At 71.7% G+C, this 23,551-nt stretch carries 21 protein-coding genes; 9 read left to right on the top strand and 12 right to left on the bottom strand.

The genetic code is table 11. From position 1 onward, the window contains the following. Positions 1-68 precede the first annotated feature (68 nt). Both mtrB and mtrA read right to left on the bottom strand, forming a co-directional pair. On the bottom strand, positions 69-1,790 hold the full coding sequence (gene mtrB / locus ACFYWM_RS19250; protein WP_389916403.1) for an MtrAB system histidine kinase MtrB: 1,722 nt from the start codon (positions 1,788-1,790) through the stop codon (positions 69-71). 25 nt (positions 1,791-1,815) lie between these two features. Further along, positions 1,816-2,493 carry an MtrAB system response regulator MtrA gene (mtrA, locus tag ACFYWM_RS19245; RefSeq protein WP_030907316.1) on the bottom strand — a complete coding sequence of 226 codons (678 nt, stop codon included), beginning with the start codon at positions 2,491-2,493 and terminating at the stop codon, positions 1,816-1,818. A gap of 331 nt (positions 2,494-2,824) precedes the next feature. Between mtrA and ACFYWM_RS19240 the strand changes: the two genes are divergently transcribed. The 5 genes from ACFYWM_RS19240 to ACFYWM_RS19220 all read left to right on the top strand — a co-directional run bounded on the left by ACFYWM_RS19240 (position 2,825) and on the right by ACFYWM_RS19220 (position 8,541). Further along, entirely contained in the window at positions 2,825-4,126 is a 1,302-nt protein-coding gene (locus tag ACFYWM_RS19240) for a hypothetical protein (protein ID WP_389916401.1), read from the top strand. Beyond that, positions 4,111-4,752: a DUF4129 domain-containing protein gene (locus tag ACFYWM_RS19235; RefSeq protein WP_389916399.1), complete on the top strand. Its 642-nt coding sequence runs from the start codon at positions 4,111-4,113 to the stop codon at positions 4,750-4,752. Before ACFYWM_RS19240 ends, ACFYWM_RS19235 begins: the two co-directional genes overlap by 16 nt. Then, positions 4,749-6,104, top strand: coding sequence for a DUF4350 domain-containing protein (locus tag ACFYWM_RS19230; protein ID WP_389916397.1), 1,356 nt, complete (start codon positions 4,749-4,751; stop codon positions 6,102-6,104). Before ACFYWM_RS19235 ends, ACFYWM_RS19230 begins: the two co-directional genes overlap by 4 nt. A 128-nt stretch (positions 6,105-6,232) precedes the next feature. Beyond that, positions 6,233-7,156, top strand: a complete 924-nt coding sequence (locus ACFYWM_RS19225; RefSeq protein WP_389916537.1) for an AAA family ATPase — start codon at positions 6,233-6,235, stop codon at positions 7,154-7,156. A 2-nt stretch (positions 7,157-7,158) separates the two neighbouring features. Then, the gene (locus ACFYWM_RS19220; protein ID WP_389916395.1) at positions 7,159-8,541 is read left to right on the top strand and encodes a DUF58 domain-containing protein; all 1,383 of its coding nucleotides are present in this window, start codon (positions 7,159-7,161) and stop codon (positions 8,539-8,541) included. Between the two features lie 66 nt (positions 8,542-8,607). Here ACFYWM_RS19220 and ACFYWM_RS19215 read toward each other — a convergent pair whose 3' ends face one another. Beyond that, on the bottom strand, positions 8,608-9,603 hold the full coding sequence (locus tag ACFYWM_RS19215) for a stage II sporulation protein M (RefSeq protein WP_389916394.1): 996 nt from the start codon (positions 9,601-9,603) through the stop codon (positions 8,608-8,610). A gap of 37 nt (positions 9,604-9,640) precedes the next feature. On the opposite strand from ACFYWM_RS19215, the gene ACFYWM_RS19210 reads away from it, so the two are divergent. Continuing rightward, positions 9,641-10,861 (top strand): RDD family protein, encoded by a 1,221-nt coding sequence (locus tag ACFYWM_RS19210; protein ID WP_389916392.1) that lies wholly within the window; start codon positions 9,641-9,643, stop codon positions 10,859-10,861. Between the two features lie 329 nt (positions 10,862-11,190). On the opposite strand, the gene ACFYWM_RS19205 is transcribed toward ACFYWM_RS19210, so the two are convergent. Together ACFYWM_RS19205 and ACFYWM_RS19200 are read right to left on the bottom strand one after the other, a co-directional pair. Beyond that, on the bottom strand, positions 11,191-12,585 hold the full coding sequence (locus tag ACFYWM_RS19205) for an LVIVD repeat-containing protein (RefSeq protein ID WP_389916390.1): 1,395 nt from the start codon (positions 12,583-12,585) through the stop codon (positions 11,191-11,193). A 286-nt stretch (positions 12,586-12,871) separates the two neighbouring features. Beyond that, positions 12,872-14,290 (bottom strand): LVIVD repeat-containing protein, encoded by a 1,419-nt coding sequence (locus tag ACFYWM_RS19200; RefSeq protein WP_389916388.1) that lies wholly within the window; start codon positions 14,288-14,290, stop codon positions 12,872-12,874. 182 nt (positions 14,291-14,472) lie between these two features. Between ACFYWM_RS19200 and ACFYWM_RS19195 the strand changes: the two genes are divergently transcribed. Beyond that, positions 14,473-15,102 carry a DUF305 domain-containing protein gene (locus ACFYWM_RS19195; protein ID WP_389916386.1) on the top strand — a complete coding sequence of 210 codons (630 nt, stop codon included), beginning with the start codon at positions 14,473-14,475 and terminating at the stop codon, positions 15,100-15,102. A gap of 156 nt (positions 15,103-15,258) precedes the next feature. On the opposite strand, the gene ACFYWM_RS19190 is transcribed toward ACFYWM_RS19195, so the two are convergent. After that, complete coding sequence (locus tag ACFYWM_RS19190) at positions 15,259-16,509, bottom strand: adenosylhomocysteinase (protein ID WP_389916385.1); 1,251 nt, start codon at positions 16,507-16,509, stop codon at positions 15,259-15,261. Between the two features lie 121 nt (positions 16,510-16,630). Continuing rightward, positions 16,631-18,058 (bottom strand): adenosylhomocysteinase, encoded by a 1,428-nt coding sequence (gene ahcY / locus ACFYWM_RS19185; RefSeq protein ID WP_389916384.1) that lies wholly within the window; start codon positions 18,056-18,058, stop codon positions 16,631-16,633. Positions 18,059-18,280: 222 nt separating this feature from the next. Between ahcY and ACFYWM_RS19180 the strand changes: the two genes are divergently transcribed. Next, positions 18,281-18,622: a MerR family transcriptional regulator gene (locus tag ACFYWM_RS19180; RefSeq protein WP_389916382.1), complete on the top strand. Its 342-nt coding sequence runs from the start codon at positions 18,281-18,283 to the stop codon at positions 18,620-18,622. Between the two features lie 137 nt (positions 18,623-18,759). On the opposite strand, the gene ACFYWM_RS19175 is transcribed toward ACFYWM_RS19180, so the two are convergent. The 5 genes from ACFYWM_RS19175 to ACFYWM_RS19155 are packed head-to-tail and all read right to left on the bottom strand — an operon-like array spanning position 18,760 to position 22,789. Beyond that, positions 18,760-19,689 carry a cation diffusion facilitator family transporter gene (locus ACFYWM_RS19175; protein WP_389916380.1) on the bottom strand — a complete coding sequence of 310 codons (930 nt, stop codon included), beginning with the start codon at positions 19,687-19,689 and terminating at the stop codon, positions 18,760-18,762. Between the two features lie 47 nt (positions 19,690-19,736). Then, entirely contained in the window at positions 19,737-20,843 is a 1,107-nt protein-coding gene (locus ACFYWM_RS19170; RefSeq protein ID WP_389916378.1) for an SIS domain-containing protein, read from the bottom strand. Further along, positions 20,840-21,013 (bottom strand): Trm112 family protein, encoded by a 174-nt coding sequence (locus tag ACFYWM_RS19165; protein WP_389916376.1) that lies wholly within the window; start codon positions 21,011-21,013, stop codon positions 20,840-20,842. The genes ACFYWM_RS19170 and ACFYWM_RS19165 overlap by 4 nt, the downstream gene beginning before the upstream one ends. Before the next feature lie 4 nt (positions 21,014-21,017). Further along, positions 21,018-22,373 carry a phosphomannomutase/phosphoglucomutase gene (locus ACFYWM_RS19160; RefSeq protein ID WP_389916374.1) on the bottom strand — a complete coding sequence of 452 codons (1,356 nt, stop codon included), beginning with the start codon at positions 22,371-22,373 and terminating at the stop codon, positions 21,018-21,020. Between the two features lie 47 nt (positions 22,374-22,420). After that, entirely contained in the window at positions 22,421-22,789 is a 369-nt protein-coding gene (locus ACFYWM_RS19155) for a DUF3499 domain-containing protein (protein WP_389916372.1), read from the bottom strand. Positions 22,790-23,029: 240 nt separating this feature from the next. On the opposite strand from ACFYWM_RS19155, the gene ACFYWM_RS19150 reads away from it, so the two are divergent. Beyond that, positions 23,030-23,485, top strand: a complete 456-nt coding sequence (locus tag ACFYWM_RS19150; protein ID WP_329090497.1) for a metallopeptidase family protein — start codon at positions 23,030-23,032, stop codon at positions 23,483-23,485. Positions 23,486-23,551: the final 66 nt, after the last annotated feature.

Raw genomic sequence — 23,551 nt, 5'->3', positions numbered from 1 at the left:
CCCGGGACCGCGACGGCCCGCGTCGCGCCCGTTCGGTCCCGGACGGCCCGCGCCGCGCCCGTTCGGTCCTAGTCCGCATCGCGTCCCCCGTCGGCCACCGCCGGTGACAGCACCGGCGTCACATGCCCCCGCCACGTGCGTCGCATCTCCACCTCCGGGGGTACGAGCGGCAGGGGCGAGCCCCTGAGCACCGCCCCGGCCACCCTGGGCAGCGAGAGCCGGAACTGCGAGCCCTCGCCGTGCGAGCCCCACGCCTGCAGCCAGCCGCCGTGCAGGATGGCGTCCTCGCGGGAGATGGCCAGCCCCAGGCCCGTACCGCCGATCGTGCGCGCCCGGGACGGGTCGGCCCGCCAGAACCGGTCGAAGACCAGGTTCTCCTCGCCGGGCTTCAACCCCACCCCGTGGTCCCGTACGGCCACCGCCACCGCGTCCCTGTCGGCGGCGACCGAGACGACGACGTCGCGGCCCTCGCCGTGCTCGATCGCGTTGAACAGCAGGTTGCGCAGGATGCGCTCGACCCGGCGGCTGTCCATCTCCGCCATGCACGGCTCGCCGGGAAGGCGCAGGTCGAAGCGGGTGGAGTGGCGCTCGGCCAGCGCCTCGGAGTCGGCGACGGCGCGCAGCACCACGTCCCTGACGTCCACCGAGTCGACGTCGAGGTCGGCCGCGCCCGCGTCGTAGCGGCTGATCTCCAGGAGGTCGGCGAGCATCGCCTCGAACCGGTTGAGCTGGTTCTGCATCAGCTCGGCCGACCTGGCGGCCATCGGGTCGAAGTCCTCGCGGGCGTCGAAGAGCAGGTCGGCGGCCATCCGCACGGTGGTGAGCGGGGTGCGCAGCTCGTGCGAGACGTCGGAGACGAACTGGCGCTGCACTTGGGAGAGCTCCTCCAGCTGGTGGATCTTCAACGCCAGGTTGGCGGCCATCTCGTTGAAGGAGGTGGCCAGGCGGGCCAGGTCGTCCTCCCCGCGCACCTTCAGCCGCTCGTCCAGGCGCCCGGCGGCCAGCCGCTCGGCGGCCTGCCTGGCCAGCCGGACCGGCGTGACGACCTGGCGGATGACCAGGGAGGAGATCGCGGCGAGCAGCAGCACGAGACCGGCGCCGACGAGGATGATCATCTGCTGCACCGAGGCGAGGGTCCGCTCCTCCTTGTCCAGCGGGACCAGGTGGTAGATCTCGTACGACGAGTCGAGGCGGGTGCCGATGATCATGCCGGGCACCGGCTGCTCGGGCTGGCCCTTGTAGTACAGCGGGGTGTACCAGGTGCTGTCCTCGCCGGCCGCCTTCTTGAACAGCTCCTCGCGCTGCCTGGCCGGGATGCTGCGGGGGTCGATGTCGGTGGTCCCGTAGAAGGCCCCCGGCAGGTTCTCGTTGCGGATGATCACCGAGTAGCGGCTGGCCGAGCCCGCGCGCCGGGCGAGCGCCTCGGTGGCCTGGCCGAGCGGGCTTCCCCCCGCGGCCTGCGCCTCCTGGCCCGGGTCGACGGGCTGCTTGGCGGCCTCGGCCGCCGGCTGGTTGAGATAGCCGAGCACCGCGTTCCTGTCGGCCTGCGCCTCGCTCTTGGCCGCGCTCTCCCTGGTCTCCAGGGTGGTCCTGATGATCTGCTGCATGAGGAAGACGCCGAGCACGGCGACGACCACGATGGAGATGACCATCGTGCTGGTGACCACGCGCAGCTGGAGCGAGCGCCAGAGGACGCGGCGCGCCCTGCCGGCCACGCGCCGCGTGCGACGCCGCACACCCCGCAGCAGCTGGCGCGGGGTGCGGCGGCGTCTCTTCGGTGCGGGAGGCATCTCGGGGTCCGGGGGAGGTCGGCGGCTAGGCCGGCCCGGCCTTGTAACCGACCCCGCGGACCGTCACGACGATCTCGGGGTGCTCGGGGTCCTTCTCGATCTTCGCCCGGAGCCGCTGGACGTGCACGTTGACCAGGCGGGTGTCGGCCGCGTGGCGGTAGCCCCAGACCTGTTCGAGCAGGACCTCTCGGGTGAAGACCTGGCGCGGCTTCCTGGCGAGGGCGACCAGCAGGTCGAACTCCAGCGGGGTGAGGTTGATGGTCTCCTCCTCCCGCTTGACCGAGTGCCCGGCGACGTCGATCGTGATGTCGCCTATCTGCAGGATCTCCGGCGTCGGCTCGTCGGTGCGGCGCAGCCGGGCGCGGACCCTGGCGACGAGCTCCTTGGGCTTGAAGGGCTTGACGATGTAGTCGTCGGCCCCCGACTCCAGCCCGAGCACCACGTCGATGGTGTCGCTCTTGGCCGTCAGCATGACGATCGGCACCCCGGACTCGGCCCGGATGCGGCGGCAGACGTCGATCCCGTCCGCGCCGGGGAGCATCAGGTCGAGCAGGACCAGGTCCGGACGGGTGTCGCGGAACGCGTCCAGCGCCTTGTCACCGTCGGAGACGAAGGAGGGTTCGAAGCCCTCCCCGCGCAGCACGATACCGAGCATCTCGGCGAGAGCGGCGTCGTCGTCGACGACCAGCACGCGTCCTTTCATGGCCCCTCATTCGGTTTACGCAGTTCGGGAGTTATTGGGATAAACCGCTCGATCGTCGAAGATTACCCTTGTCCGCCTACTGGATGACACCGGCCGACGACCGGGCGTCCAAATGACGAATTTTAGGCGCACGCAACGTGAAACGCGCAGTGGTGCCCCCCCACGGCCGCCGCCGGCCCCGGCGACTGCGGACGCCGGGCGGTGATGACCACGGTCACAGTCTGCGGTAAACCACGGCTTCTCGGCCATCCCTCCGGGATCTCCGCCGCTCCGGGGAAGGATGAATCGCCCGATCACCACGGACGGCGGGTCCACATGCCAGGATTGGGATATGTCAGACGGTCACGGCTCCACCCCCGGTGCTCCCGGTACGCCTCCGGGTTGGGCGTCCAACCAACCTCCGCCGTACGGAAACGCCCCGGGATCGCCGTGGACCGCGCCCGGCACGGCGCCCGGCCCCGCGTCCGGCGCCCCCGAGGGCCCGCCGCCCCAGGGGTTCCCGCAGGGTCCTCCGCCGGGTCCCGGCCAGCCCTACGGCCAGGCGCCCCACCAGCAGCCGTACCCCCAGGGCCCCTACGGGGCGCCGCCCCCCGCGATGCGCCCGGGGATCATCCCGCTGCGCCCGCTCGGCCTGGGCGACATCCTCGACGGCACGATCAAGCTGATGCGCTCCAACCCCAAGAGCGTCCTGGGCCTGTCGGCGATCGTCGCCGCGCTGGCCGCGATCCCCCTGGCGGTCGGGCAGGCGAGCATGCTCGGCTCCCTCGCCCCGATGCTGGAGAACCCGAACGCGGCCCCTGCCGAGGAGAGCTTCCTCGCCCAGTACGGCGGCAGCCTGCTCTCCTACGGGGTCGAGTTCGTCGCGGTGACGCTGCTGACCGGCGTGCTGACCCGCATCCTGGGCCGCGCGGTCTTCGGCGGCAGGATGACGGCCGGCGAGGCCTGGAAGCTGACCCGTAGCCGGGTGCCCACACTGTTCGGGGTGGTCGTCGTCACCCTCGTGGCCCTGCTCGTCCCGCTGGCCCTGGTCGTCGGCCTGCTCCTCGCGCTCGGCTCCTCGGGGGCGGGGAACGCCGTGGTGGGGATCGTGGGCGTGACGGCGGCGGTCGCCTTCGTGATCTACACCTTCTTCGTCTCCACCCGGCTGGCGCTGGCCCCGGCGGCCGCGGTGCTGGAGCGGCGCGGTGTCGCCGACTCCCTGCGCAGGTCCTGGAACCTGGTCTCGGGCGGCTTCTGGCGGACGCTCGGCATCCTGATCCTCACCCAGTTCATCGCGTTCCTGATCGGCCAGGTGCTCGCCTTCCCCTTCGTCCTGGGCGCGAGCTTCCTCGCCCTCCTCGGCGGCGGGACCACCGGCTCGCAGATCATCTCCGCGATCCTCATCGCCGTGGGCGTCACCCTCGGCTCGATGATCGCCTATCCCCTCCGGGCGGGGGTCAACGGCCTGCTCTACGCCGACCGGCGGATGCGCTCCGAGGCCTTCGACCTGGTGCTGCAGACCGCGGCGATCGAGCAGCAGCGGCAGGGATGGGTCCACGCGTCGGCCGACGACCTCTGGGACCCCTCCGTCACGCCCTCGGGCCCCGCGTCGCACGGGTCCCCCGGCCAGGGAGCCCCGTGGCCCCACTCCTGACGTCCCCCATCGACGTCGAGCGCGAGGAGGCGCGGCGCCAGGCGATCCGGGAGCTGCTCAGATCCGAGTACGCCAAGGAGTCCCTGGTCGACCGCCTCTGGCGGAACGTCAACCAGTTCCTCGGCGACCTGCTCGACCAGGAGTCCCTGGGCGCCGCCGGCAGCGTGGCGGCGCGGGCCGTCCTCCTCCTGATCGTGATCGGGATCATCGTCGCGCTGCTCCTGGTGGCCCGCAGGACCACCGGGGGCCGCGCCTCCCGCGCGGAGGGGATCTTCGGTGACCGCCGCCTCACCGCCGCCGAGCACCGCGAGGCCGCCGAGCGGCTCGCGGCGGAGGCCCGGTGGGCCGAGGCGGTCCGCGAGCGGCTCCGGGCCGTCGCCCGCGACCTGGAGGACCGCGTGATCATCGACTCCACCCCCGGCCGCACCGCCGGCGAGCTGGCCGCCGAGGCCGGTCGCGCGCTGCCCGCGCTCGCCGCCGAGCTGGCCTCGGCGGCCCGGGTGTTCGACGACGTGACCTACGGCGAGGTGCCCGGCACGCCCGAGGCGTACGGGGTCATGCGCGACCTCGACGAGCACCTGCGCGCGGCCCGCCCGGCGGCCGCCGTACGGGCGGAGGCGCCGTGACCCCGGCCGCGCCCGGACAGCCCGAACAGACCGGACAGCCCGGCCTGGCCTCCCCCGGGGGCGTCCCCGAGACGGCCGCGCCGACCGGCGGGCAGGACTCCGCGCGAGAGCCGCGATCCGGCGGGCAGGACCTCGTGCGAGACCTGCGACCCGGCGGGCAGAACTCGGCAAGAGAACCGCGACCTGGCGGGCAGGACCTCGCGACGACCTCCGTCTCGCCGACCGCGGGAAGCCTCTGGCGCGGCGGCAGGGGCGTCCTGCTGGTGGCGCTCCTCGTGGTCGCCGTCGCCGTCACCGGCGTGCTGCTCGGCGGCTCCGGCGGGCCCGGAAGGACCCTCGACCCCGCCGACACCTCGCTGTCGGGGGGCAAGGGCCTGGCCCGGCTGCTGCAGGCGCGGGGCGTGCGGGTCGAGCGGGTCACCTCGGTCGCCGAGGCCGCCGCGCTGGTCGGCCGGGCGGGTCCCGCGGGCAGCACCGTGCTGGTGAGCCCGACGGTCCCGCTCGACGAGGACGAGGCGGAGCGGCTCGCCGACCTCCCCGCGGACCTGCTGGTGGCGGGCGTACGGGCCCGGCTGGACGTGCTCGCGCCCGGGGTGGCTCCGGTACGGGAGGCGCGGGCGCGCTCCCGCGAGCCCCGGTGCGGGCTGCCCGCCGCGGAGAGGGCGGGCAGCGCCTACACCGGCGGCGTGGTCCTCACCGCGCCCCCGCCGTCGATCGGCTGCTACCCGGCGGACGGGGCGCCCACCCTGGTCTCCCACAGCGGCGCGGGCCGCACGGTCACCGTCGTCGGAGACGGGCAGTTCATGACCAACCTGCGGCTCGCCGAGGACGGCAACGCCGCGCTGGCGACGAACCTCGCCGGCGGGCGGCCCACCCTGGTCTGGCTGACGCCCCCGGAGAACGGCGCCCAGGCCGGCGGCGGCAAGGCGGGTCTCTACGGCCTGGTCCCCGCAGGGGTCAAGTGGGCCGTGGCGCAACTGATCGTCGCGGTGCTGCTGCTGGCGCTCTGGCGGGGCCGCAGGCTCGGTCCCGTGGTGGCCGAGCGGCTGCCCGTCGTCGTACGGGCGGCGGAGACCGTCGAGGGACGTGCCAGGCTCTACCGTGCGCGGCGGTCCCGCGACCGGGCCGCCGCGGCCCTGCGGGCGGGCTTCACCGACCGGGTCACCCCCCGCCTCGGGCTGCCCGCGGGGACGGGGCCCGACGCGCTGGTGAACGCGATCGCCGAGCGGACCGGTCAGGCGGCGTCACACGTGGGCGCCGCCCTGTACGGACCGCCGCCGGTCGACGAGGCCGGGCTGGTAGCCCTGGCCGGATACTTGGACATCGTGGAAAGGCAGGTCGGAAAGTCGTGACCACACCACCGGGGAACGGCGGTCCCGCCGAGGCGACCTCCGTCGTCAGGACCGCGCCCGGCGCATCCGCCGCGCCCGTCGCGCCCGCAGCGCCCGTCGCGCGGAGTGCCGACCAGGCCAGGGAGGCGCTGGGGGCCCTGCGCGCCGAGGTCTCCAAGGCGGTCGTCGGCCAGGACGCCGTGGTCACCGGGCTGGTGATCGCGCTGCTCTGCCGGGGCCACGTGCTGCTCGAAGGCGTGCCCGGCGTCGCCAAGACCCTGCTCGTCAGGACACTCGCGGCGGCGCTCTCGCTCGACTTCAAACGGGTGCAGTTCACCCCCGACCTCATGCCGGGCGACATCACCGGCTCGCTGGTCTACGACGCGAAGACGTCGGAGTTCGAGTTCCGCGAGGGGCCGGTCTTCACCAACCTCCTGCTCGCCGACGAGATCAACCGCACGCCCCCGAAGACGCAGGCCGCGCTGCTGGAGGCGATGGAGGAGCGACAGGTCAGCGTGGAGGGGTCGGCGCGCGGGCTGCCCGACCCGTTCATCGTGGCCGCCACCCAGAACCCCGTCGAGTACGAGGGCACCTACCAGCTGCCCGAGGCGCAGCTCGACCGGTTCCTGCTCAAGCTGACCGTCCCGCTGCCGCCCCGTGACCAGGAGATCGCGGTGCTGGAACGGCACGCGCTCGGCTTCGACCCGCGCGACCTGTCGTACGTCAAGGCAGTGGCCACCGCCGCCGACCTCGCCGCGGGACGCGCGGCGGTCGGCCAGGTGCACGTGGGCCCCGAGGTGCTCGGCTACATCGTGGACGTCGCCAGGGCCACCCGCCAGTCGCCCTCGCTCCAGCTCGGCGTCTCCCCGCGCGGCGCCACCGCGCTGCTGGCCGGAGCGCGGGCCTGGGCGTGGCTGTCGGGCCGCTCCTACGTGACGCCCGACGACGTCAAGGCGCTGGCCCGGCCCGCGATGCGGCACCGGATCCAGATACGGCCCGAGGCCGAACTGGAGGGCGCGACCGCCGACGGCCTCATCGACGCCATCCTCGCCTCCGTCCCCGTCCCCCGCTGACCATGGCGCTGACAGGACGGGCCGCGCTGCTGGCGCTGCTGGGCACCCTGGCCGTGCTGCTCGCCCCCCAGCCGGGGGCGGCCCTGGCCGGGGTGGCGCTGCTGATCGTGGCGCTGGTGGTGGTCGACCTGCTGCTGGCCGGGAGCGTACGCCCGCTGCGCCTCACCCGCTCGGGCGAGCGGCTGGTACGGCTCGGCGAGTCGGTCGAGGTCGAGCTGATCGTGGAGAACCCGGGCCCGCGCCGGGCGCGCGGCGTGCTCAGGGACGCCTGGCCGCCGTCGGCGGGCGCCACGCCCCGGCACCTGCCGCTGGACGTGCCTCCCGGCGAGCGCCGCAGGCTGGTCACGACGCTCACCCCCACCCGCAGGGGCGACCGCGAGGCGGTCACGGTGACGGTGCGGACGCTGGGCCCGCTGGGGGTCGCGGCCCGCCAGGGCTCGCACCGGGTGCCCTGGTCGGTCCGGGTGCTGCCGCCCTTCCTCAGCCGCAAGCACCTGCCCGCCAAGCTGTCCAGGCTCAGGGAGCTGGAGGGCAGGCACCCGTCGATGATCCGGGGACAGGGCACCGAGTTCGACTCGCTGCGGGAGTACGTGGTCGGCGACGACGTCCGCTCGATCGACTGGCGGGCCACCGCGCGCCGCAACGACGTCGTGGTCCGCACCTGGCGGCCCGAGCGCGACCGCCGGGTGCTGATCGTGCTCGACACCGGCCGCACCTCGGCCGGGCGGGTGGGCACCGCCCCGATCCCGCTGGCGGGAGAGGTGCCGAAGGGCGCCGGGGGCATCGGGGGCACCGGAGGCGCCGCGTCGCGGGTCGTGCCCGGCTGGCCCCGGCTCGACTGGTCGATGGACGCGGCGCTGCTGCTGGCCGCCCTGGCCTCCCGCGCGGGCGACCGGGTCGACTTCATGGCCCACGACCGGGGGGTGCGCGCCTGGGTCTCCGGCACCGGCCGTACGGAGCTGCTGTCGTCGCTGGTCAACACGATGGCCCCGATCGAGGCCGAGCTGGTCGAGGCCGACTCCGCGGGGATGGTCGCGGCCGTCATGTCGCGGGCCAGGCGGCGCTGCCTGGTCGTCCTGCTGACCGACCTCAACCCGGCGGCGCTGGAGGAGGGCCTGCTGCCCGTCCTGCCCCGTCTGTCCTCGCGGCACCTGGTGCTCCTGGCCGCCGTCTCCGACCCGCAGGTGGCCGAGATGGCCGCCGGGCGCGGCACCTCCGAGCTGGTCTACGGCGCGGCGGCGGCCGAGCACCTGAGGGCGGGACGGCGCAGGATCACCGCCCTGCTGCGCCGCCAGGGCGTGGAGGTCGTGGACACCGCTCCCGAGCAGATCGCCCCGGCCCTGGCCGACGCCTACCTGGCACTGAAGGCCGCCGGACGGCTCTGAGCGCGTCTCCCTCGCGCGCCCAGGCCGGACGGCCGGCTTATCCCGGCCGCCGCGATCGCGCCGCGCTCAGCCGGCGCTGGGGGCCAGGTCGGGGGCGCGCTCCACGTCGCCGCTCTCGCCCGCGGCCACGGCCCGGCGGCCGAAGAAGATCACGTAGGCGAGGAAGGCGACCTCCGCGACCACCCCGATGCCGATCCGTGCCCAGGTGGGCAGCCCCGAGGGGGTGACCAGGCCCTCGATCAGCCCCGAGACGAGCAGCACCACGACCAGGCCGAGGGCCACGCTCATCACGGCCCTGCCCTGCTCGGCCAGGGCCTCGGCGCGCCTGCGCGGGCCGGGGTCGACGAACGTCCAGCCCAGGCGCATGCCGACGGCCGCGGCGAGGAACACCGCGGTGAGCTCCAGCAGGCCGTGCGGGGTGATCAGCCCGAAGAAGATGTCGAGCTTGCCGCGCGAGGCCATCAGCCCGGCGGAGACGGCCACGTTGAGCGCGTTCTCCCACAGGACGTACGGGATCGGCAGGCCGAGCAGGATCGACATGATGATGACCTGCATCGAGACCCAGGCGTTGTTGACCCAGACCTGCCCGGCGAAGGAGGTCGCCGGGTTCTCCGAGTAGTAGTCGGCGAAGTCGTGCTCGACGAGCTGGGTGATCTGCTCGGGGGTGGCGATCGCCGCCTGGACGCCGGGGTTCTGCCCCACCCAGACGGCGACGACCGTGGAGACCAGCAGGAACGCGACGCTCGTGGCCAGCCACCACCAGCGGGCCCGGTAGGCGACCACCGGGAAGGAGACCGTGAAGAAGCGGACGAACTCCCGCCAGGCCGGGGTGTGCGCCCCGGTCACGGCGGAGCGGGCGCGGGCCACGAGCGCCGACAGGCGGCCCACCAGGATCGGGTCGGCGGAGGCCGAGCGGACGAGGGACAGGTGCGTGGCGACACGCTGGTAGAGGTCGACCAGCTCGTCGACCTCGGCGCCGTCCAGCGAGCCGCGCCGCCGGACCAGATGCTCAAGGCGGTCCCAGGCGGGCCGGTGCGCGGTGACGAAGGCGTCGATGTCCACGCGGGCAGCCTATCCAGTCGAAGGTAGGGTGCTGATTGTGTCCGATGTCGTAACCGGCGAGGCCGTGGTCGTCGAGGTCCGCGTGGCCCAGCTCCCGAGCAGGGCCGCGGCGCTGCTGATCGACATGACGGTCCAGGTCCTGACGCTGCTCGGCGCCTCCCTGCTGGTCGGCAGCCTGGGGTTCCTGGACGATCCGGCGCTGACGGCGATGGTCTACATCGTGCTCAGCGTGCTCGTGATCGTCGGCTACCCGGTGGCCTTCGAGACGCTCTCGCGCGGGCGCAGCCTGGGCAAGCTCGCGCTGGGGCTGCGGGTCGTCAGCGACGACGGCGGCCCCGAGCGGTTCCGGCAGGCTCTGTTCCGCGGGCTGGCGGGAGTCCTGGAGTTCTGGATGCTCAGCGGCGCCCCCGCGCTGATCAGCTCGCTGATCTCGGAGAAGGGCAAGCGGCTCGGCGACCTCTTCTCCGGCACCATGGTGATCGCCGAACGCGTCCCCCGGCAGTACGGACCGCCGCTGGACATGCCGCCCTCGCTCGCCCCATGGGCGGCCACGCTGGAGCTGTCGCGGCTGCCCGAACAGGTCGCGGCCACCGCGAGACAGTACCTCATGCGCTGGCACGACCTGGCCCCCGCCGTCCAGCACGAGATGGGCGTGCGCATCGCCACCGAGATGTCGGCCTTCGTCTCACCACCCGCCCCGCCCGGCGTGCCGCCGTTCGCCTACCTGACCGCCGTGCTGGCCGAGCGCCGCCGCCGCGAGCAGGCGCGCCTGGCCCAGCAGTGGCACGACCGGCAGCGCTCGGGTGAGCCGTGGGCCGGTGGGCAGTGGGCGGGAGAGCAATACCCCGGTGGGCAGCACCCCGGTGCGCCGCGACCCGGTGGGCAGTGGGCCCCCGCGCCGCAGCCCGGTGCGCAATGGGCTTCCGCGCAGCAGCCCGATGCCCAGCGACCCGGTGAACAACAAGCCGGTGGACAGTGGGCCGGTCAGGGAGGGCCCGACCAGGGACAGACCGGCCAAGGGCAGACCGGCCAGGGGTGGCCCGACCAGGGACGGACCGGCCACAGCGGGCCCCGGCCTCACGCCCAGCCCGCCCCCCGGCCGCCGCAGCCTCGGATCCCCCTCCCTCCCCCGGCGGAGCCGACGCGCCCGGCGTACCCGGTACACCCAGTGCACCCGGTGGCGCCCCCGCCGCCCGCGGACCGGCCCGCCGCCCGGGAGCCCGGCCCCACCCCAGGCGGGTTCGTCCCTCCCGCCTGACCCCTCCCACCGGACACCCCGACTCCCGCCGGACACCCGACTCCCGCCGGACGCCCCGGCTCTTGACCGGGCACCCCGGCGGCGCGGTGCCGTACGGGCATGACGCCGGTGCGGTGGCCCCGCGGGAACCGGAACGCGAAGAGGGACGGCGGGCGACCCGCCGTCCCTCTCCTCATGAGCTCTCACGAGTCTCTATGAGCCCTCACGAGACCTCATGAGCCCTTGCGGGACCCGTGAGACCCTTCCGGGTCCTCCGACCCGCGAGGTCGTTCACGGGCCCTCTCGTCGGCCCCGCTCGCCCTCGCGGGCGACCGTGTGTCAGTGACGTGTCAGTGACCGTGGCCGTGACCGCCGTAGGACTCCTGGGTCTGCACGTTCAGCCGGTCCGAGCGGACGCCCCTGGCCGGGTCGGTGCGACGGTCGTCGATCTTGAGAACGTCCAGCCCCCTGCGGAAGTCGCTGGCGTAGACGTAGCCGTTGTAGTAGTACGCGGACCAGATGCCGCCGCCTCCGCCGTCGGGCTCGGGGCCGCGCTCGAAGAAGCCGATCTCCTTCGGCTTGGACGAGTCGGTGAAGTCCACGAAGGAGACGCCGCCCTGGTACCAGGCCTGGACCATGATGTCCTTGCCCTTGACCGGGATCAGCGAGCCGTTGTGCGCGACGCAGTTCTCGGTGTCGGCCTGGTAGCGAGTGATCTTGAAGTAGCCCTTGAAGACCAGCTTGCCGCGGACGATGTCGTAGTAGGCGTTGGCACCGCGGTTCGGGCCGGTGGCCTCGTTGCAGGTGGCCGCGCCGCCGCCGCCGAGCTCGTCGGTGAAGATGACCTTCTTGCCGTTGTTGCTGAACGTCGCCGAGTGCCAGAAGGCGAAGTTCGGGTCGGTGGTCCGCGCGGTGATCACCGGGTTCTCCCGGTCGGAGATGTCGAACAGGACGCCGTCACCCATGCAGGCCCCGGCCGCGGTGTCCCTCTCCGCGTAGACGGTGATGTCGTGGCAGCCGCTGGTCGGCAGCAGCAGGCCCGGCTGCGTCTCGTTGCCGCCGTCGGGGAAGATCACCGGCGCGTTGACCACGGCCGCGTCGGTCGGGTTGCGCAGCGGCACCTTGATGACCGAGATCTTGTCGTGCGGCGGCTGGCAGTCGGGGAACGTGGCGTTCGGGTTGTAGGAGGAGACGTACAGGTAGACGTTACGCCGCTGGTCCCTGCCCTTGCCGGGAACGAGTGTCAGCGTGTGGGACCCGCAGTTGGTCTCGACCGCCTTGATGTACTTGGGGTTCTTCTTGTCGCTGATGTCGAAGATCCGAACCCCTTCCCACGATTCCTTCACGCTGGCGGGCTGGGCCACACTGCTGCAGGAATCGTTGTTGCGGGAGTTGTCGACCGCGGCGAACAGCAGGTCGCCGTGGACCGACACGTCCATCTGCGAGCCGGGGCACAGGACGCCGCTGACGAGCTTGGCGCGCCTCGGGTTCCTGATGTCGTAGATCGAGAAGCCACCGTAGTTGCCGACGTAGGCGTAGTCGCCCTGGAAGGCGATGTCGCTGTTGGTGGTGGCCTCAAGGCCGGGGAGCTTGGGCAGGGTGCCCACGTGCGTCACGTTGGGGCTGGTGACGATCTCACCGGGCGGGGGAATGTCGGCGGCCTGGGCCGAGACCGTGGACGTCAGCATCGCGACGGCCGTCGCCGCCACCACCAACGCCCGGATGGTCCTTCGGGGAGCGAACACTCGGGTGCCTCCTTGGAGCAGACATAAGGCATGCATAAATTAGCAAACCGCTCCTCCTGACAGCCGGGCCGACAGAGTATGACTTTGTCACAATAAAATATGAGGTGAGCTCTTTACTTCAGCCGGAAAAAAGCTTACGGTCTATGGCTCTTCCGTGATCATCCCGGCTTTCCACCCCCGCACAACGCATGACGGCCACCGGGCGCCCGTCGAGCGCCCGGTGGCCGTCACCGGGTGGTGGTCATGGCAGTCGTCAGAGGTCGATGGCCATGACCGCCCTCAGAGATCAGTTATCGTGACCACGACCACGGTAGGACTCCTGGGTCTGCGCGTTCAGGATGTCGAACTTGACCCTCTCGGCCCTGCCCATACGACTGTCGTTAATCTTCAGGACGTCGAGGCCGAGGTTGAAGTCGCTGCCGTAGATGTGGCCGTTGTAGTAGTAGGCGGACCAGAAGCCGCCGCTGAGCGCGGGGGCGGTGCTGTCGGGGCCGCGCTCGAAGAACGCGATCTCCTGCGGGTTGCTGGAGTCGGTGAAGTCGACGACCGAGATGCCGCCCTGGTACCAGGCCTGGACCATGATGTCCTTGTTCTTGACCGGGATGAGCGAGCCGTTGTGCGCGACGCAGTTCTCGGTGTCGGCCTGGTGGCGGGCGATCTTGAAGTAGCTCTTGAAGGTGAGCTGGCCGTCCTCGATGTCGTAGTAGGCGTTGGCGCCGCGGTTCGGGCCGATCGCCTCGTTGCAGGTGGCCTGGGTGCCGCCGCCGAGCTCGTCGGTGAAGATCACCTTGTTGCCGTTGTTGCTGAACGTCGCCGAGTGCCAGAACGCGAAGTTCTGGTCGTCGCGGACGGTGGCGGTGACCTTCGGCTCGACCGGGTTGGAGATGTCGAACAGGACGCCCTCGCCCATGCAGGCTCCGGCGGCGATGTTCTTCTCCGGGTAGGCGGTGATGTCGTGGCAGCCGCTCGTGGCCGAGGTGCGCTCCGGGTAGGGCAGGGTCTCACCCGGGTTGCCGCCGTCGGGGAACAGGACCGGCGTGGCGACGACCGAGGCGGACGCCGGGTCGCTCAGCGGCACCTTGATGATCGAGATCTTGTCGTGCGGCGGCTGGCAGTCGGGGAACGACGCGTTCGGGCTGTAGGAGGAGACGTACAGGAAGACGCTCTTGCGGTCCCTCCCCTTGCCCGGGACGACCGTCAGCGTGTGCGAGCCGCAGTTGGTCTCGACGGCCTTGACGTACTTGGGGTTCTTCTTGTCCTTGATGTCGAAGATCCGGACGCCCTCCCACGACTCCTTGACGCTGGCGGACTGGCCGACGCTGCTGCAGGAGTCGTTGTTGCGCGAGGAGTCGACCGCACCGAAGAGCAGGTCTCCGTAGACCGACACGTCCATCTGCCCGCCGGGGCAGACCACCGAGCTGACCAGCGAGGTCCTGTCCGGCCTCTTGATGTCGTAGATCGAGAAGCCGCTGTAGTTGCCGACGTAGGCGTAATCGCCCTGGAACGCCATGTCGGTGTTGATGTCGGTCAGCGGGCCGGGCTTGGGCACGTTCAGGACGTGCTCGATGTTCGCGCTCTTGGCGATCTCGCCGGGAGCCGGGATATCGGCGGCCTGCGCGGGGAACGCAGCCAGCACCGTCGCGACGGCAACCCCGGCCACAAGCAGGAAGCGGCCGGTCAGGCCCTTCCTGAGGGGGGTGGACACTCGTGAACCTCCTTGACACATGCACCCAAATAAAAGGTGCATAAATGCTTAAATCGTTCATGGTGTACGGTCATCCGGCAAGCCGTCACAGTGTCAGCAACTGTTGTCGGTCTGTGGTCTTTACGGGCCACCCCCACAGGGGTTACGGTCTTTCGTCACTGGACATTCACGGAGGAGGCCGGGTGCGCGTCGCGCTCATCGTCGTGATCGCAGCCCTGTCCCTCGGCGCGTGCAGCGCCGACCCCGAGCCGGCCCCGTCCCCCCAGGCGTCGGCGCCGGTGATCGTCCCGGGCAGGCCGGGTGAGGTAGCCAGGACCGTCAGCCCGAGCGAGGCCGCCACCATGGTGCCCGCGCCCACCCCCAACGCGGCCGACGTGACGTACGTCCAGAAGATGGTCGTCCACCACCGCCAGGCCCTCGACATGGCCTCCCTCGCCCCGACCCGCGGCGAGCACGTCAGGCTGAAGAGCCTCGCCTCGCGCATCAAGGACTCGCAGGGGCCGGAGATCCAGTTCATGATCTCCTGGCTCCAGCAGCAGGGCCTGAAAGCCCCCGAGCACCACGCCGAGCACGACGCGATGCCCGGCATGGCCACGCCCGAGCAGATGGAGGCCCTCAAGGCCGCCTCGGGCAAGGAGTTCGACCGGCTCTTCATCCAGCTCATGACCACGCACCACCAGGGCGCGCTCAAGATGTCCGAGCAGGTGCTGACCTCCGGCTCGCACATACGGATCGAGGAGCTGGCCAACGACGTCTCGGCGGGCCAGAGCGCCGAGATCCGCAGGATGCAGGAGATGCTGGCCGAGCTCTGACGACGACGGGCGTGCCCGCGGGTCCCCGGCGGCGGAGAGCGCGTGGCCACGAGGCCGCGGCGACGGCGGGCATGACGGCGAGGCCGCGACAGCGAGACCCGCGACGACCGGGGATGCCCTCACGAGCGGGGGCATGACCACGAACCGAGAGCGTGGCTACGAGCCGAGCCGCCACGAGTGGAGATACTCCTCCTGGTCGGGGGTGAGCTCGTCCATCTCGATCCCGGCCGCGGCCAGCTTGAGCCGCGCGACCTCCACGTCGACCTCCCCCGGCACGTCGTAGACCCCCGGCTCCAGCCGTGCCCGCTCGCGGACCAGCCACGCCACCGAGAGCACCTGCGCGGAGAAGGACATGTCCATGACGGCGGCCGGATGCCCCTCGGCGGCGGTCAGGTTCACCAGGCGGCCCTCGGCGAGCAGCAGGAGCCTGCGGCCGTCGGCGAGGACGTACTCGTCGGTGTTGGGACGCACCCCGCGGTGGACGGCGTGCGCCAGGTCGTCCAGGGCCCGGACGTCGATCTCGACGTCGAAGTGCCCGGCGTTGGCCAGGATCGCGCCGTCCTTCATCTCCACCAGGTGCTCGCCCCTGATCACGTCGCGGTTGCCGGTGACCGTGACGAACACGTCCCCGGCGCGGGCGGCCGCCGCCATCGAGCGCACGTCGTAGCCCTGCAGCGAGGCGTCCAGCGCCTTGACGGGGTCGATCTCGGTCACCACGACCCGCGCCCCCAGGCCCCTGGCCCGCTCGGCGACGCCCCGGCCGCAGTAGCCGAATCCGGCGACCACCACGGTCTTGCCCGCGAGCAGGGTGTTGGTGGCCCGCATGATCCCGTCCATGGTCGACTGGCCGGTGCCGTAGCGGTTGTCGAACATCCGCTTGGTCCGCGTGTCGTTGACCGCCACCACGGGGAACCTGAGGGCCTTCTCCGCGGCCATCTGGCGGAGCCTGATGATCCCGGTGGTGGTCTCCTCGCACCCGCCCGAGACCGTCTCCAGCAGCTCGGTCCGCTCGGTGTGCAGGATGTTGACGAGGTCGCAGCCGTCGTCCAGCACGATGTCCGGGACGATGTCGAGCGCCTGGTGGATGTGGCCGTAGTAGGCGTCCATGGTCACCCCGGCCCGCGCGTGCACGACGACGCCGTAGTCACGGAGCGCCTCGGCGACGTCGTCCTGGGTGGACAGGGGGTTCGACGCGGCCAGGGCGATCTCGGCCCCGCCCGCCTTGAGGGTGCCCATGAGCACGGCGGTCTCGGCGGTGACGTGCAGGCACGCGGCGATCCGCAGCCCCTCGAAGGGCCGCTCGGCGGCGAACCGCTCGCCGAGGGCGGTGAGCACCGGCATCGCCCGCGCCGCCCACCCGATCCGCAGCTCCCCCGCGGCCACCAGAGCGCTGTCGGCGCTGTCCACGTCTCTCCCCAGATCGCCCGAACCCCGGAACACCTGGTCCGGAATCACCTGAATTCCGGACCGTAATTGCCCGAAGGCCCCCGCGAAGCCGCGGGGGCCCGGTGGAACTCGACCGCGGATGTCAGTAACGGTAGTGGTCGGCCTTGTAGGGGCCCTCGACGTCCACGCCGATGTACTCGGCCTGGGCCTTGGTGAGCGTGGTGAGCTTCACGCCCAGCGCGTCGAGGTGGAGGCGGGCGACCTTCTCGTCCAGGTGCTTGGGCAGCACGTAGACGCCGACCGGGTAGTCGTCGGTCTTGGTGAACAGCTCGATCTGCGCGATCACCTGGTTGGTGAAGGAGTTGGACATGACGAACGAGGGGTGGCCGGTGGCGCAGCCCAGGTTCATCAGGCGGCCCTCGGCGAGCACGATGATCTGCTTGCCGTCGGGGAAGCGCCAGGTGTGGACCTGCGGCTTGACCTCGGTCTTCTCGATGCCCGGGATCCGCGCCAGGCCGGTCATGTCGATCTCGTTGTCGAAGTGACCGATGTTGGACACGATCGCGTTGTGCTTCATCCGGGCCATGTGGTCGGCCGTGATGATGTCGAAGTTGCCGGTCGTCGTGACGAAGATGTCGACGAGGCCGACGACCTCGTCCAGGGTGGTGACCTGGAAGCCGTCCATGGCGGCCTGGAGCGCGCAGATCGGGTCGATCTCGGTGACGATGACGCGGGCGCCCTGGCCCTTGAGGGCCTCGGCGCAGCCCTTGCCGACGTCGCCGTACCCGGCGACGAGCGCCACCTTGCCGCCGATCAGCACGTCGGTGGCGCGGTTGAGGCCGTCGATCACCGAGTGGCGGCAGCCGTACTTGTTGTCGAACTTGGACTTGGTCACCGAGTCGTTGACGTTGATGGCCGGGAAGAGCAGGTTGCCGGTCTTGAACATCTCGTACAGGCGGTGCACGCCGGTGGTGGTCTCCTCGGTGACGCCCTTGATCTGCGAGGCGACCTTGGTCCAGCGGCCCTCGTCGGAGACCGTGCGGCGGAGCAGTTCGAGGACGACGCCCCACTCCTCGGGGTCGTTCTCACCGGTGCTGGGCACGGCGCCGGCCTTCTCGTACTCGCTGCCCTTGTGGACGAGCATGGTGGCGTCGCCGCCGTCGTCGAGGATCATGTTGGGGCCGTCGGCACCGGGCCACGTCAGGGCCTGCTCGGTGCACCACCAGTACTCCTCCAGGGTCTCGCCCTTCCAGGCGAAGACCGGGACGCCCCGCGGGTTCTCCGGGGTGCCCTCCGGGCCGACGACCACGGCGGCGGCGGCGTGGTCCTGGGTGGAGAAGATGTTGCAGCTCACCCAGCGGACCTCGGCGCCGAGCGCGACCAGGGTCTCGATGAGCACGGCGGTCTGGATGGTCATGTGCAGCGAGCCCATGATCTTCGCCCCGGCCAGCGGCTGGGTGGCGGCGTACTCCTTGCGTACGGCCATCAGGCCCGGCATCTCGTGCTCGGCGAGCTGGATCTCCCTGCGCCCGAAGGCCGCAAGGGAGAGGTCGGCGACCTTGAAGTCCATGTGTGGTTACCCCTCTGGTTGATGGCGGCGTTCGCCTCACACCCTCGCCCGTCGCGCTCGTCTCGCGATCGTGCTTCGCTCTGGGGCCGGGCTCGCCGTTCCATCGGAACAGTCGATGTCCATCGAGTTTAGGCCGCCGGAACGACTCCACGCACCTTTTGAACGGGTAACCTGACACAAGAATGTAAGGTTTCCCGCAAAACCGCTGGAAAGAGGTCACCGATGCGGATCACCGAGGCCGCCGGCAGGCTGGGCATGTCCCCCAGGATGCTTCGCTACCGCGAGGCGCTCGGCCTGCTCCCCCCGGTCCGGAACCAGGGCGCGCACCGCCGGTTCGGCCCCGAGGAGCTCTCCGCCGTCGCCCAGAGCGTCGAGCTGGAGAAACGGTTCGACATCTCCCCCGCCGAGCTGGCCTTCGCGCTGCGGACCCTGAGCGAACCCGCGGTCGCGCAGGCCGTACGGGACCTGGGGCTGCGCATCGGCCGCCTGCAGGCCCCCCGCAGGGCCCTGGACTTCGAGAAGGAGAAGGCCCTGCGCCTCCTCCAGCGCCGCCCCCGGGGCTGACGGCGCCCGCGCTCTCCGGGAAGCCCGGGGCCCCTGGAGAACGCGAGGACCCCGGCGGTGTGCGCCGGGGTCCCGCGTCCGGAATCCGTGACGTGACGGCCCGGTGGTGGCCCTACGTGCGAGAGATCACGTCCGGGTCAGACGGGGCCGTTGACGCTGCTCCTGTCGAGGTCGGGCTCCAGGTAGATGACGCGGGCCTCCGGGACGGCCGCGCGGATGCGCTGCTCGGCCTCGTCGATGCCGCGGGCTATGTCGGCGGCCGTGTCGTCGTGGTCCACCGCGATCTTGGCGGCGACCAGGATCTCCTCGGGGCCCAGGTGGAGCGTGCGCATGTGGATGACCCGGCTCACCTCGGGCGCGCTCTCCAGCGCGTCGGCGATGCGGGTCTCGACCTCGGGCCCCGCGCCCTCGCCGAGCAGCAGCGACTTGGTCTCGATCGCCAGGATGATCGCGATCACCGCGAGCAGGACGCCGATCATGATGGTGCCGATGCCGTCCCAGACGGGGTCGCCGGTCACCACGGCCATGGTCACGCCGAAGAGCGCGAAGATCAGGCCGAGCAGCGCGCCCAGGTCCTCTAGCACGATGACCGGCAGTTCGGGCGACTTGGAGCGGCGGATGAACTGCACCCACGACTGGTTTCCCCGGACGCGGTTGGACTCGATGATCGCCGTCCTGAACGAGAACGCCTCGGCGATGATCGCGAAGATCAGCACGCCGAAGGCCCACTGGGGGGACTCCAGCTTCTCGTGGGCGGAGAGCTTGTGGATGCCCTCGTAGAGCGAGAACACCGCGCCGATGGTGAACAGCACCACCGCGACCACGAACGCGTAGAAGTAGCGCTCCCGTCCGTAGCCGAAGGGGTGCTGGGGCGTGCGCGCCCGCTGCGCGCGCTTGCCGCCCAGCAGCAGCAGCGCCTGATTGCCCGAGTCGGCCACCGAGTGGACCGACTCGGCGATCATCGATGACGAACCTGTGAAGAGAAACGCCACGAATTTGGCCACGGCGATCGCCAGGTTGGCCGCCAACGCCGCGATGATTGCCTTAGTACCGCCGCCCGCGCTCACGGCAGCCTCCGCTCAGCTTGTTGTTCGGGAAAGACGAGACAAGGATCCTATTGCGAAACCCTTGCCCTGAGTTCTGTGATCGCCGACACGACGGCCGGGTCGATCCCGTACCCGAGAGCGAGGTACGTACTCGCGAAATCCCCGAGCGCGATCAGCGTGGCGAGCCGCTCCAGCGGATGCGCCCCCTCCGCGGCGATCTGCGTGACCGGGACGCCGCGATCCTCCGCCAGCCGCACCGACACCTCCCGCTGCCGTACGACCCGGGGGTGCTCCTCCACGTCGCGCAGCACGATCAGCCGGAGCGACCTGCCGCTCTCGTCGGCGAAGATGTCGCGCTGGGCGAGCGGGCCGTCGAGGGCGGCCACCTGGTCGTGACCGGCCTCGGGCAGCTCCCCCCATATCGCCGGATACCTGCCGTCCGTGTTGAGGCGTCCGGCCCACCGGCGGGCCGCGACGGCCGCCAGCGGGGAGGAGCCCCAGATCATCGGCACGGTCTCGGCGAGCTCCATGGCGAGCGACTTGCCCGGGTTGATGAACGACTCGCTCGCCGGGCGGCAGCGGTGGGCGAGGTCCTCCAGGCGCTTGGCGACCTCCTCGAACACCGCCTCCTCGGCCTCGACCAGGCCGAGCTCGACGGCGGCGACGACCAGCGGGACCGACAGCGCCCACACCGCGGCGCGCCCCTGCCCGCCGCTCACGGCGGGCACGAACGGCGCTCCCGCCTGCCTGGCGATCGCGTGGAGCGGCGAGTCGGGCCCGCCGACGGCGAGCAGGCGGCAGCCCCGGCGGACGGCCTCGGCGGCCACCGCGAGCGTCTCCTCGGTCCTGCCCGAGCGCGACACCGCGATCACCAGATCGGTCGCGCCGACCCAGCCGGGCAGCCGGTAGGACCTCACGGTCACGATCGGCAGCGGGGCCCCGTGACCGCACACCACGTTGAGGATGTCGCCGGCGATGCCCGAACCGCCCACCCCGGCGACTACGACCGCCCGGGGACGGCCGTGCCTGGAGAGCGAGGACAGGTCCGACTCAAGGGCGGCCCTGCGGGAGGTGCGAACCTGCGCGGCGGAGTCGGCCACCGCCCGCAGCATGCCCGCCGGATCGCCCTCGGCCAGCCGTTTCTGGTCGTCGAGCCGATCTGGCTCCCAGTTCACGACTTCCGGGCCTCGTCGACCAGCAGGACCGGGATGTCGTCCCGGACCGGGTAGACCAGGCCGCACGAGGCGGAGGTGCACGACAGCTCGTCGACCTCGGGGTCGGCTCGCAGGGGGGACTTGCAGTTGGGACAGGCCAGGATCTCCAGCAGCCAGTCGTCGATCTTCACTCGTTCAGCTCCTCACGACAGCAAGGACCTCGTCCCTGATCGCTGCCATCTGAATCTCGTCGGCCGCCTCGGCGTTCAGCCTGAGCAGCGGCTCGGTGTTGGACGGTCGAAGGTTGAACCACCATCCGGGGCCGGAGACGGTCAGGCCGTCCAGCTCGTCGAAGGTGACGCCGTCGCGGGCGGCGAAGATCTCGCGGACCCGCTCCGTCGCCGCGCCCTGGTCGGCGACCGTGCTGTTGACCTCCCCGGAGGCCGTGTAACGAGTGTATTCGGAGAGAATGTCCGAAAGCGGCTTCTGCTGCTCGCCCAGCGCGGCCAGCACGTGCAGCGCGGCCAGCATGCCGGAGTCGGCGAACCAGAAGTCCTTGAAGTAGTAGTGGGCGGAGTGCTCGCCGCCGAAGACCGCGCCGGTCTCGGCCATCTCGGCCTTGATGAACGAGTGGCCCACGCGGGTGCGGACCGGACGGCCGCCGTGCTCGGCGACGATCTCCGGGACGCCCCTGGAGGTGATCAGGTTGTGGATGATCGTGGCCCCGGGGTGCCTGCCCAGCTCGCGGACCGCGACCAGCGCGGTGATCGTGGACGGGGAGACGGACTCGCCGCGCTCGTCGACCACCCAGCAGCGGTCGGCGTCGCCGTCGAAGGCGAGCCCGATGTCGGCGCCCACGTCGAGGACGGCCTTCTGCAGGTCGCGCAGGTTGTCGGGCTCGATGGGGTTGGCCTCGTGGTTGGGGAAGGTGCCGTCGAGCTCGAAGTAGAGGGCGGTCAGCTCGACGGGCAGCCCCTCGAACACCGTCGGGACCGTGTGCCCGCCCATCCCGTTGCCCGCGTCGACCACGACCCGCAGCGGCCGGATGCCGGACAGGTCGACCAGGGTGCGCAGGTGGTCGGCGTAGCCGCGCAGCAGGTCGCGCCCGGAGACCGTCCCGCCCCCCTGGCCGCCGAGGGTGCCCGAGGCCAGGATCGCGGCGGCCCGGTCGCGGATCTCCACGAGCCCGGTGGCGCCGCCGATCGGCACGGCGCCCGCCCTGCACATCTTCATGCCGTTGTAGCGGGCCGGGTTGTGGCTCGCGGTGAACATCACCCCGGGCAGGCCGAGGCTGCCGCTCGCGTAGTAGAGCAGGTCCGTGGAGCCCAGGCCCGCGTTGATCACGTCGGCCCCCCGCGAGGTCGCCCCCCGGGTGAAGGCCGCGGCCAGGGGCACCGACGACTCGCGCATGTCGTGCGCCACGACGGCGGTCTCGGCCCCGGTCACCTCCACGAAGGCCGCGCCGACCGCCTCGGCGGTCTCCTCGTCGAGCTCGTCCGGCACGACGCCGCGAACGTCGTACGCCTTGAAGATCTTGGCGAGGTCGCCCACTCCAGCTCCACCCCTTGCGTCGTGTTCGTGACCCCAGCCTAGTAGGGTCAGCGGTCGCGCTGGGGCTGGGCGGAGCGCAGCACCCGCAGATGGCCTCGGCGGCCGACCTCGACCCCCTGGCCGACCGGCTCGGTGCTCCCGCTCGGCGCGGGCCTGGCGGCCTCGCGGACCGCGTTGGCGAGGGCTTCCAGGTCGTCGGTGCTCGGTGGGGCGCCGTCGGTCGGCAGGCGGACCACCTCCCAGCCTCGGGGGGCGGTGAGCCGCTCGGCGTGCTCGGCACACAGGTCGTAACAGTGCGGCTCGGCGTACGTCGCCAAGGGCCCGAGAACAGCGGTCGAATCGGCGTAGACGTACGTGAGCGTGAAAACGGCAGGCTGACTGCACGCGGTGCGGGAACAGCGGCGGACGGGGCTCACGGTGGGACCGTATCCGGTAAGCGTCCGGGGCGCCACTATCTGAGCGCTCTTAACGAGCGTGTCGCCACAATTCGGACACGTGTCCCGGCTTCCACCCGCCTGTACGGCTTACGCCCCCTGTCCGCACGCCCCCGGGTTACACCTCCCCCCACCCGCACCCCCTCCGTCACGGCTCCCACCCGTCCGCGCTCCCATCACGGCACCTCCCGCCCCCGTCCGGGTCACGTCTAAGCTGGGGCCGTGAGCCCGGCACCCGGCAGACCCCGTCCTCCCCGCAGGCGCGACAGACACGGTCGCGGCCTGCGCGGCCCGCTGGCGCCCTCACACGTGCCGATCGCCAAGGCCCGCAGCGAGCGGTTCGACGACCTCGTCCTGGACGCCGTCGACCGGCTCAAGCCCCGGTGGGCCAAGCAGCTGTCGGCCGTGGAGTTCGCGGTCGAGGAGGTCCCGCCGATCAGCGAGCTGGGCGACGGCCCCGGGCTGCTGACCGGCGAGCCCATTCCGTTCGGGCGGGCGGAGCCCGCCGCGGGGACCCGCCCGGCCGTCGTGATCATCTACCGCCGCCCCCTGGAGAGCAGGGCACGCGACCGCGACCACCTGGGCGCGATGGTGCACGAGGCGGTGGTGGAGCAGGTCGCGGGCCTGTTCGGCCTCTCCCCCGAGTCGGTCGACCCCGGCTTCGACGACCACGACTGACCCACCGCCCAGGACCGCCCGCGAGCGCCCGAAACGCCCCGGCCGCCCCCGGCCGCCCCCGGGGCG

Origin of the sequence: Streptosporangium sp. NPDC002721 (genome assembly GCF_042888905.1) — a bacterium.
In the GTDB taxonomy this organism is placed as follows: Bacteria; Actinomycetota; Actinomycetes; order Streptosporangiales; family Streptosporangiaceae; genus Streptosporangium.
This window is presented reverse-complemented; position numbering and strand designations above follow the sequence as displayed.

Excerpts from the sequence above, each read along its gene's own strand:
- ACFYWM_RS19240 (WP_389916401.1), top strand. The coding sequence starts at position 2,825 with ATGTCAGACGGTCACGGCTCCACCCCCGGTGCTCCCGGTACGCCTCCG.
- ACFYWM_RS19220 (WP_389916395.1), top strand. The coding sequence starts at position 7,159 with ATGGCGCTGACAGGACGGGCCGCGCTGCTGGCGCTGCTGGGCACCCTG.
- mtrB (WP_389916403.1), bottom strand. The coding sequence starts at position 1,790 with ATGCCTCCCGCACCGAAGAGACGCCGCCGCACCCCGCGCCAGCTGCTG.
- ahcY (WP_389916384.1), bottom strand. The coding sequence starts at position 18,058 with ATGGACTTCAAGGTCGCCGACCTCTCCCTTGCGGCCTTCGGGCGCAGG.
- ACFYWM_RS19180 (WP_389916382.1), top strand. The coding sequence starts at position 18,281 with ATGCGGATCACCGAGGCCGCCGGCAGGCTGGGCATGTCCCCCAGGATG.
- mtrA (WP_030907316.1), bottom strand. The coding sequence starts at position 2,493 with ATGAAAGGACGCGTGCTGGTCGTCGACGACGACGCCGCTCTCGCCGAG.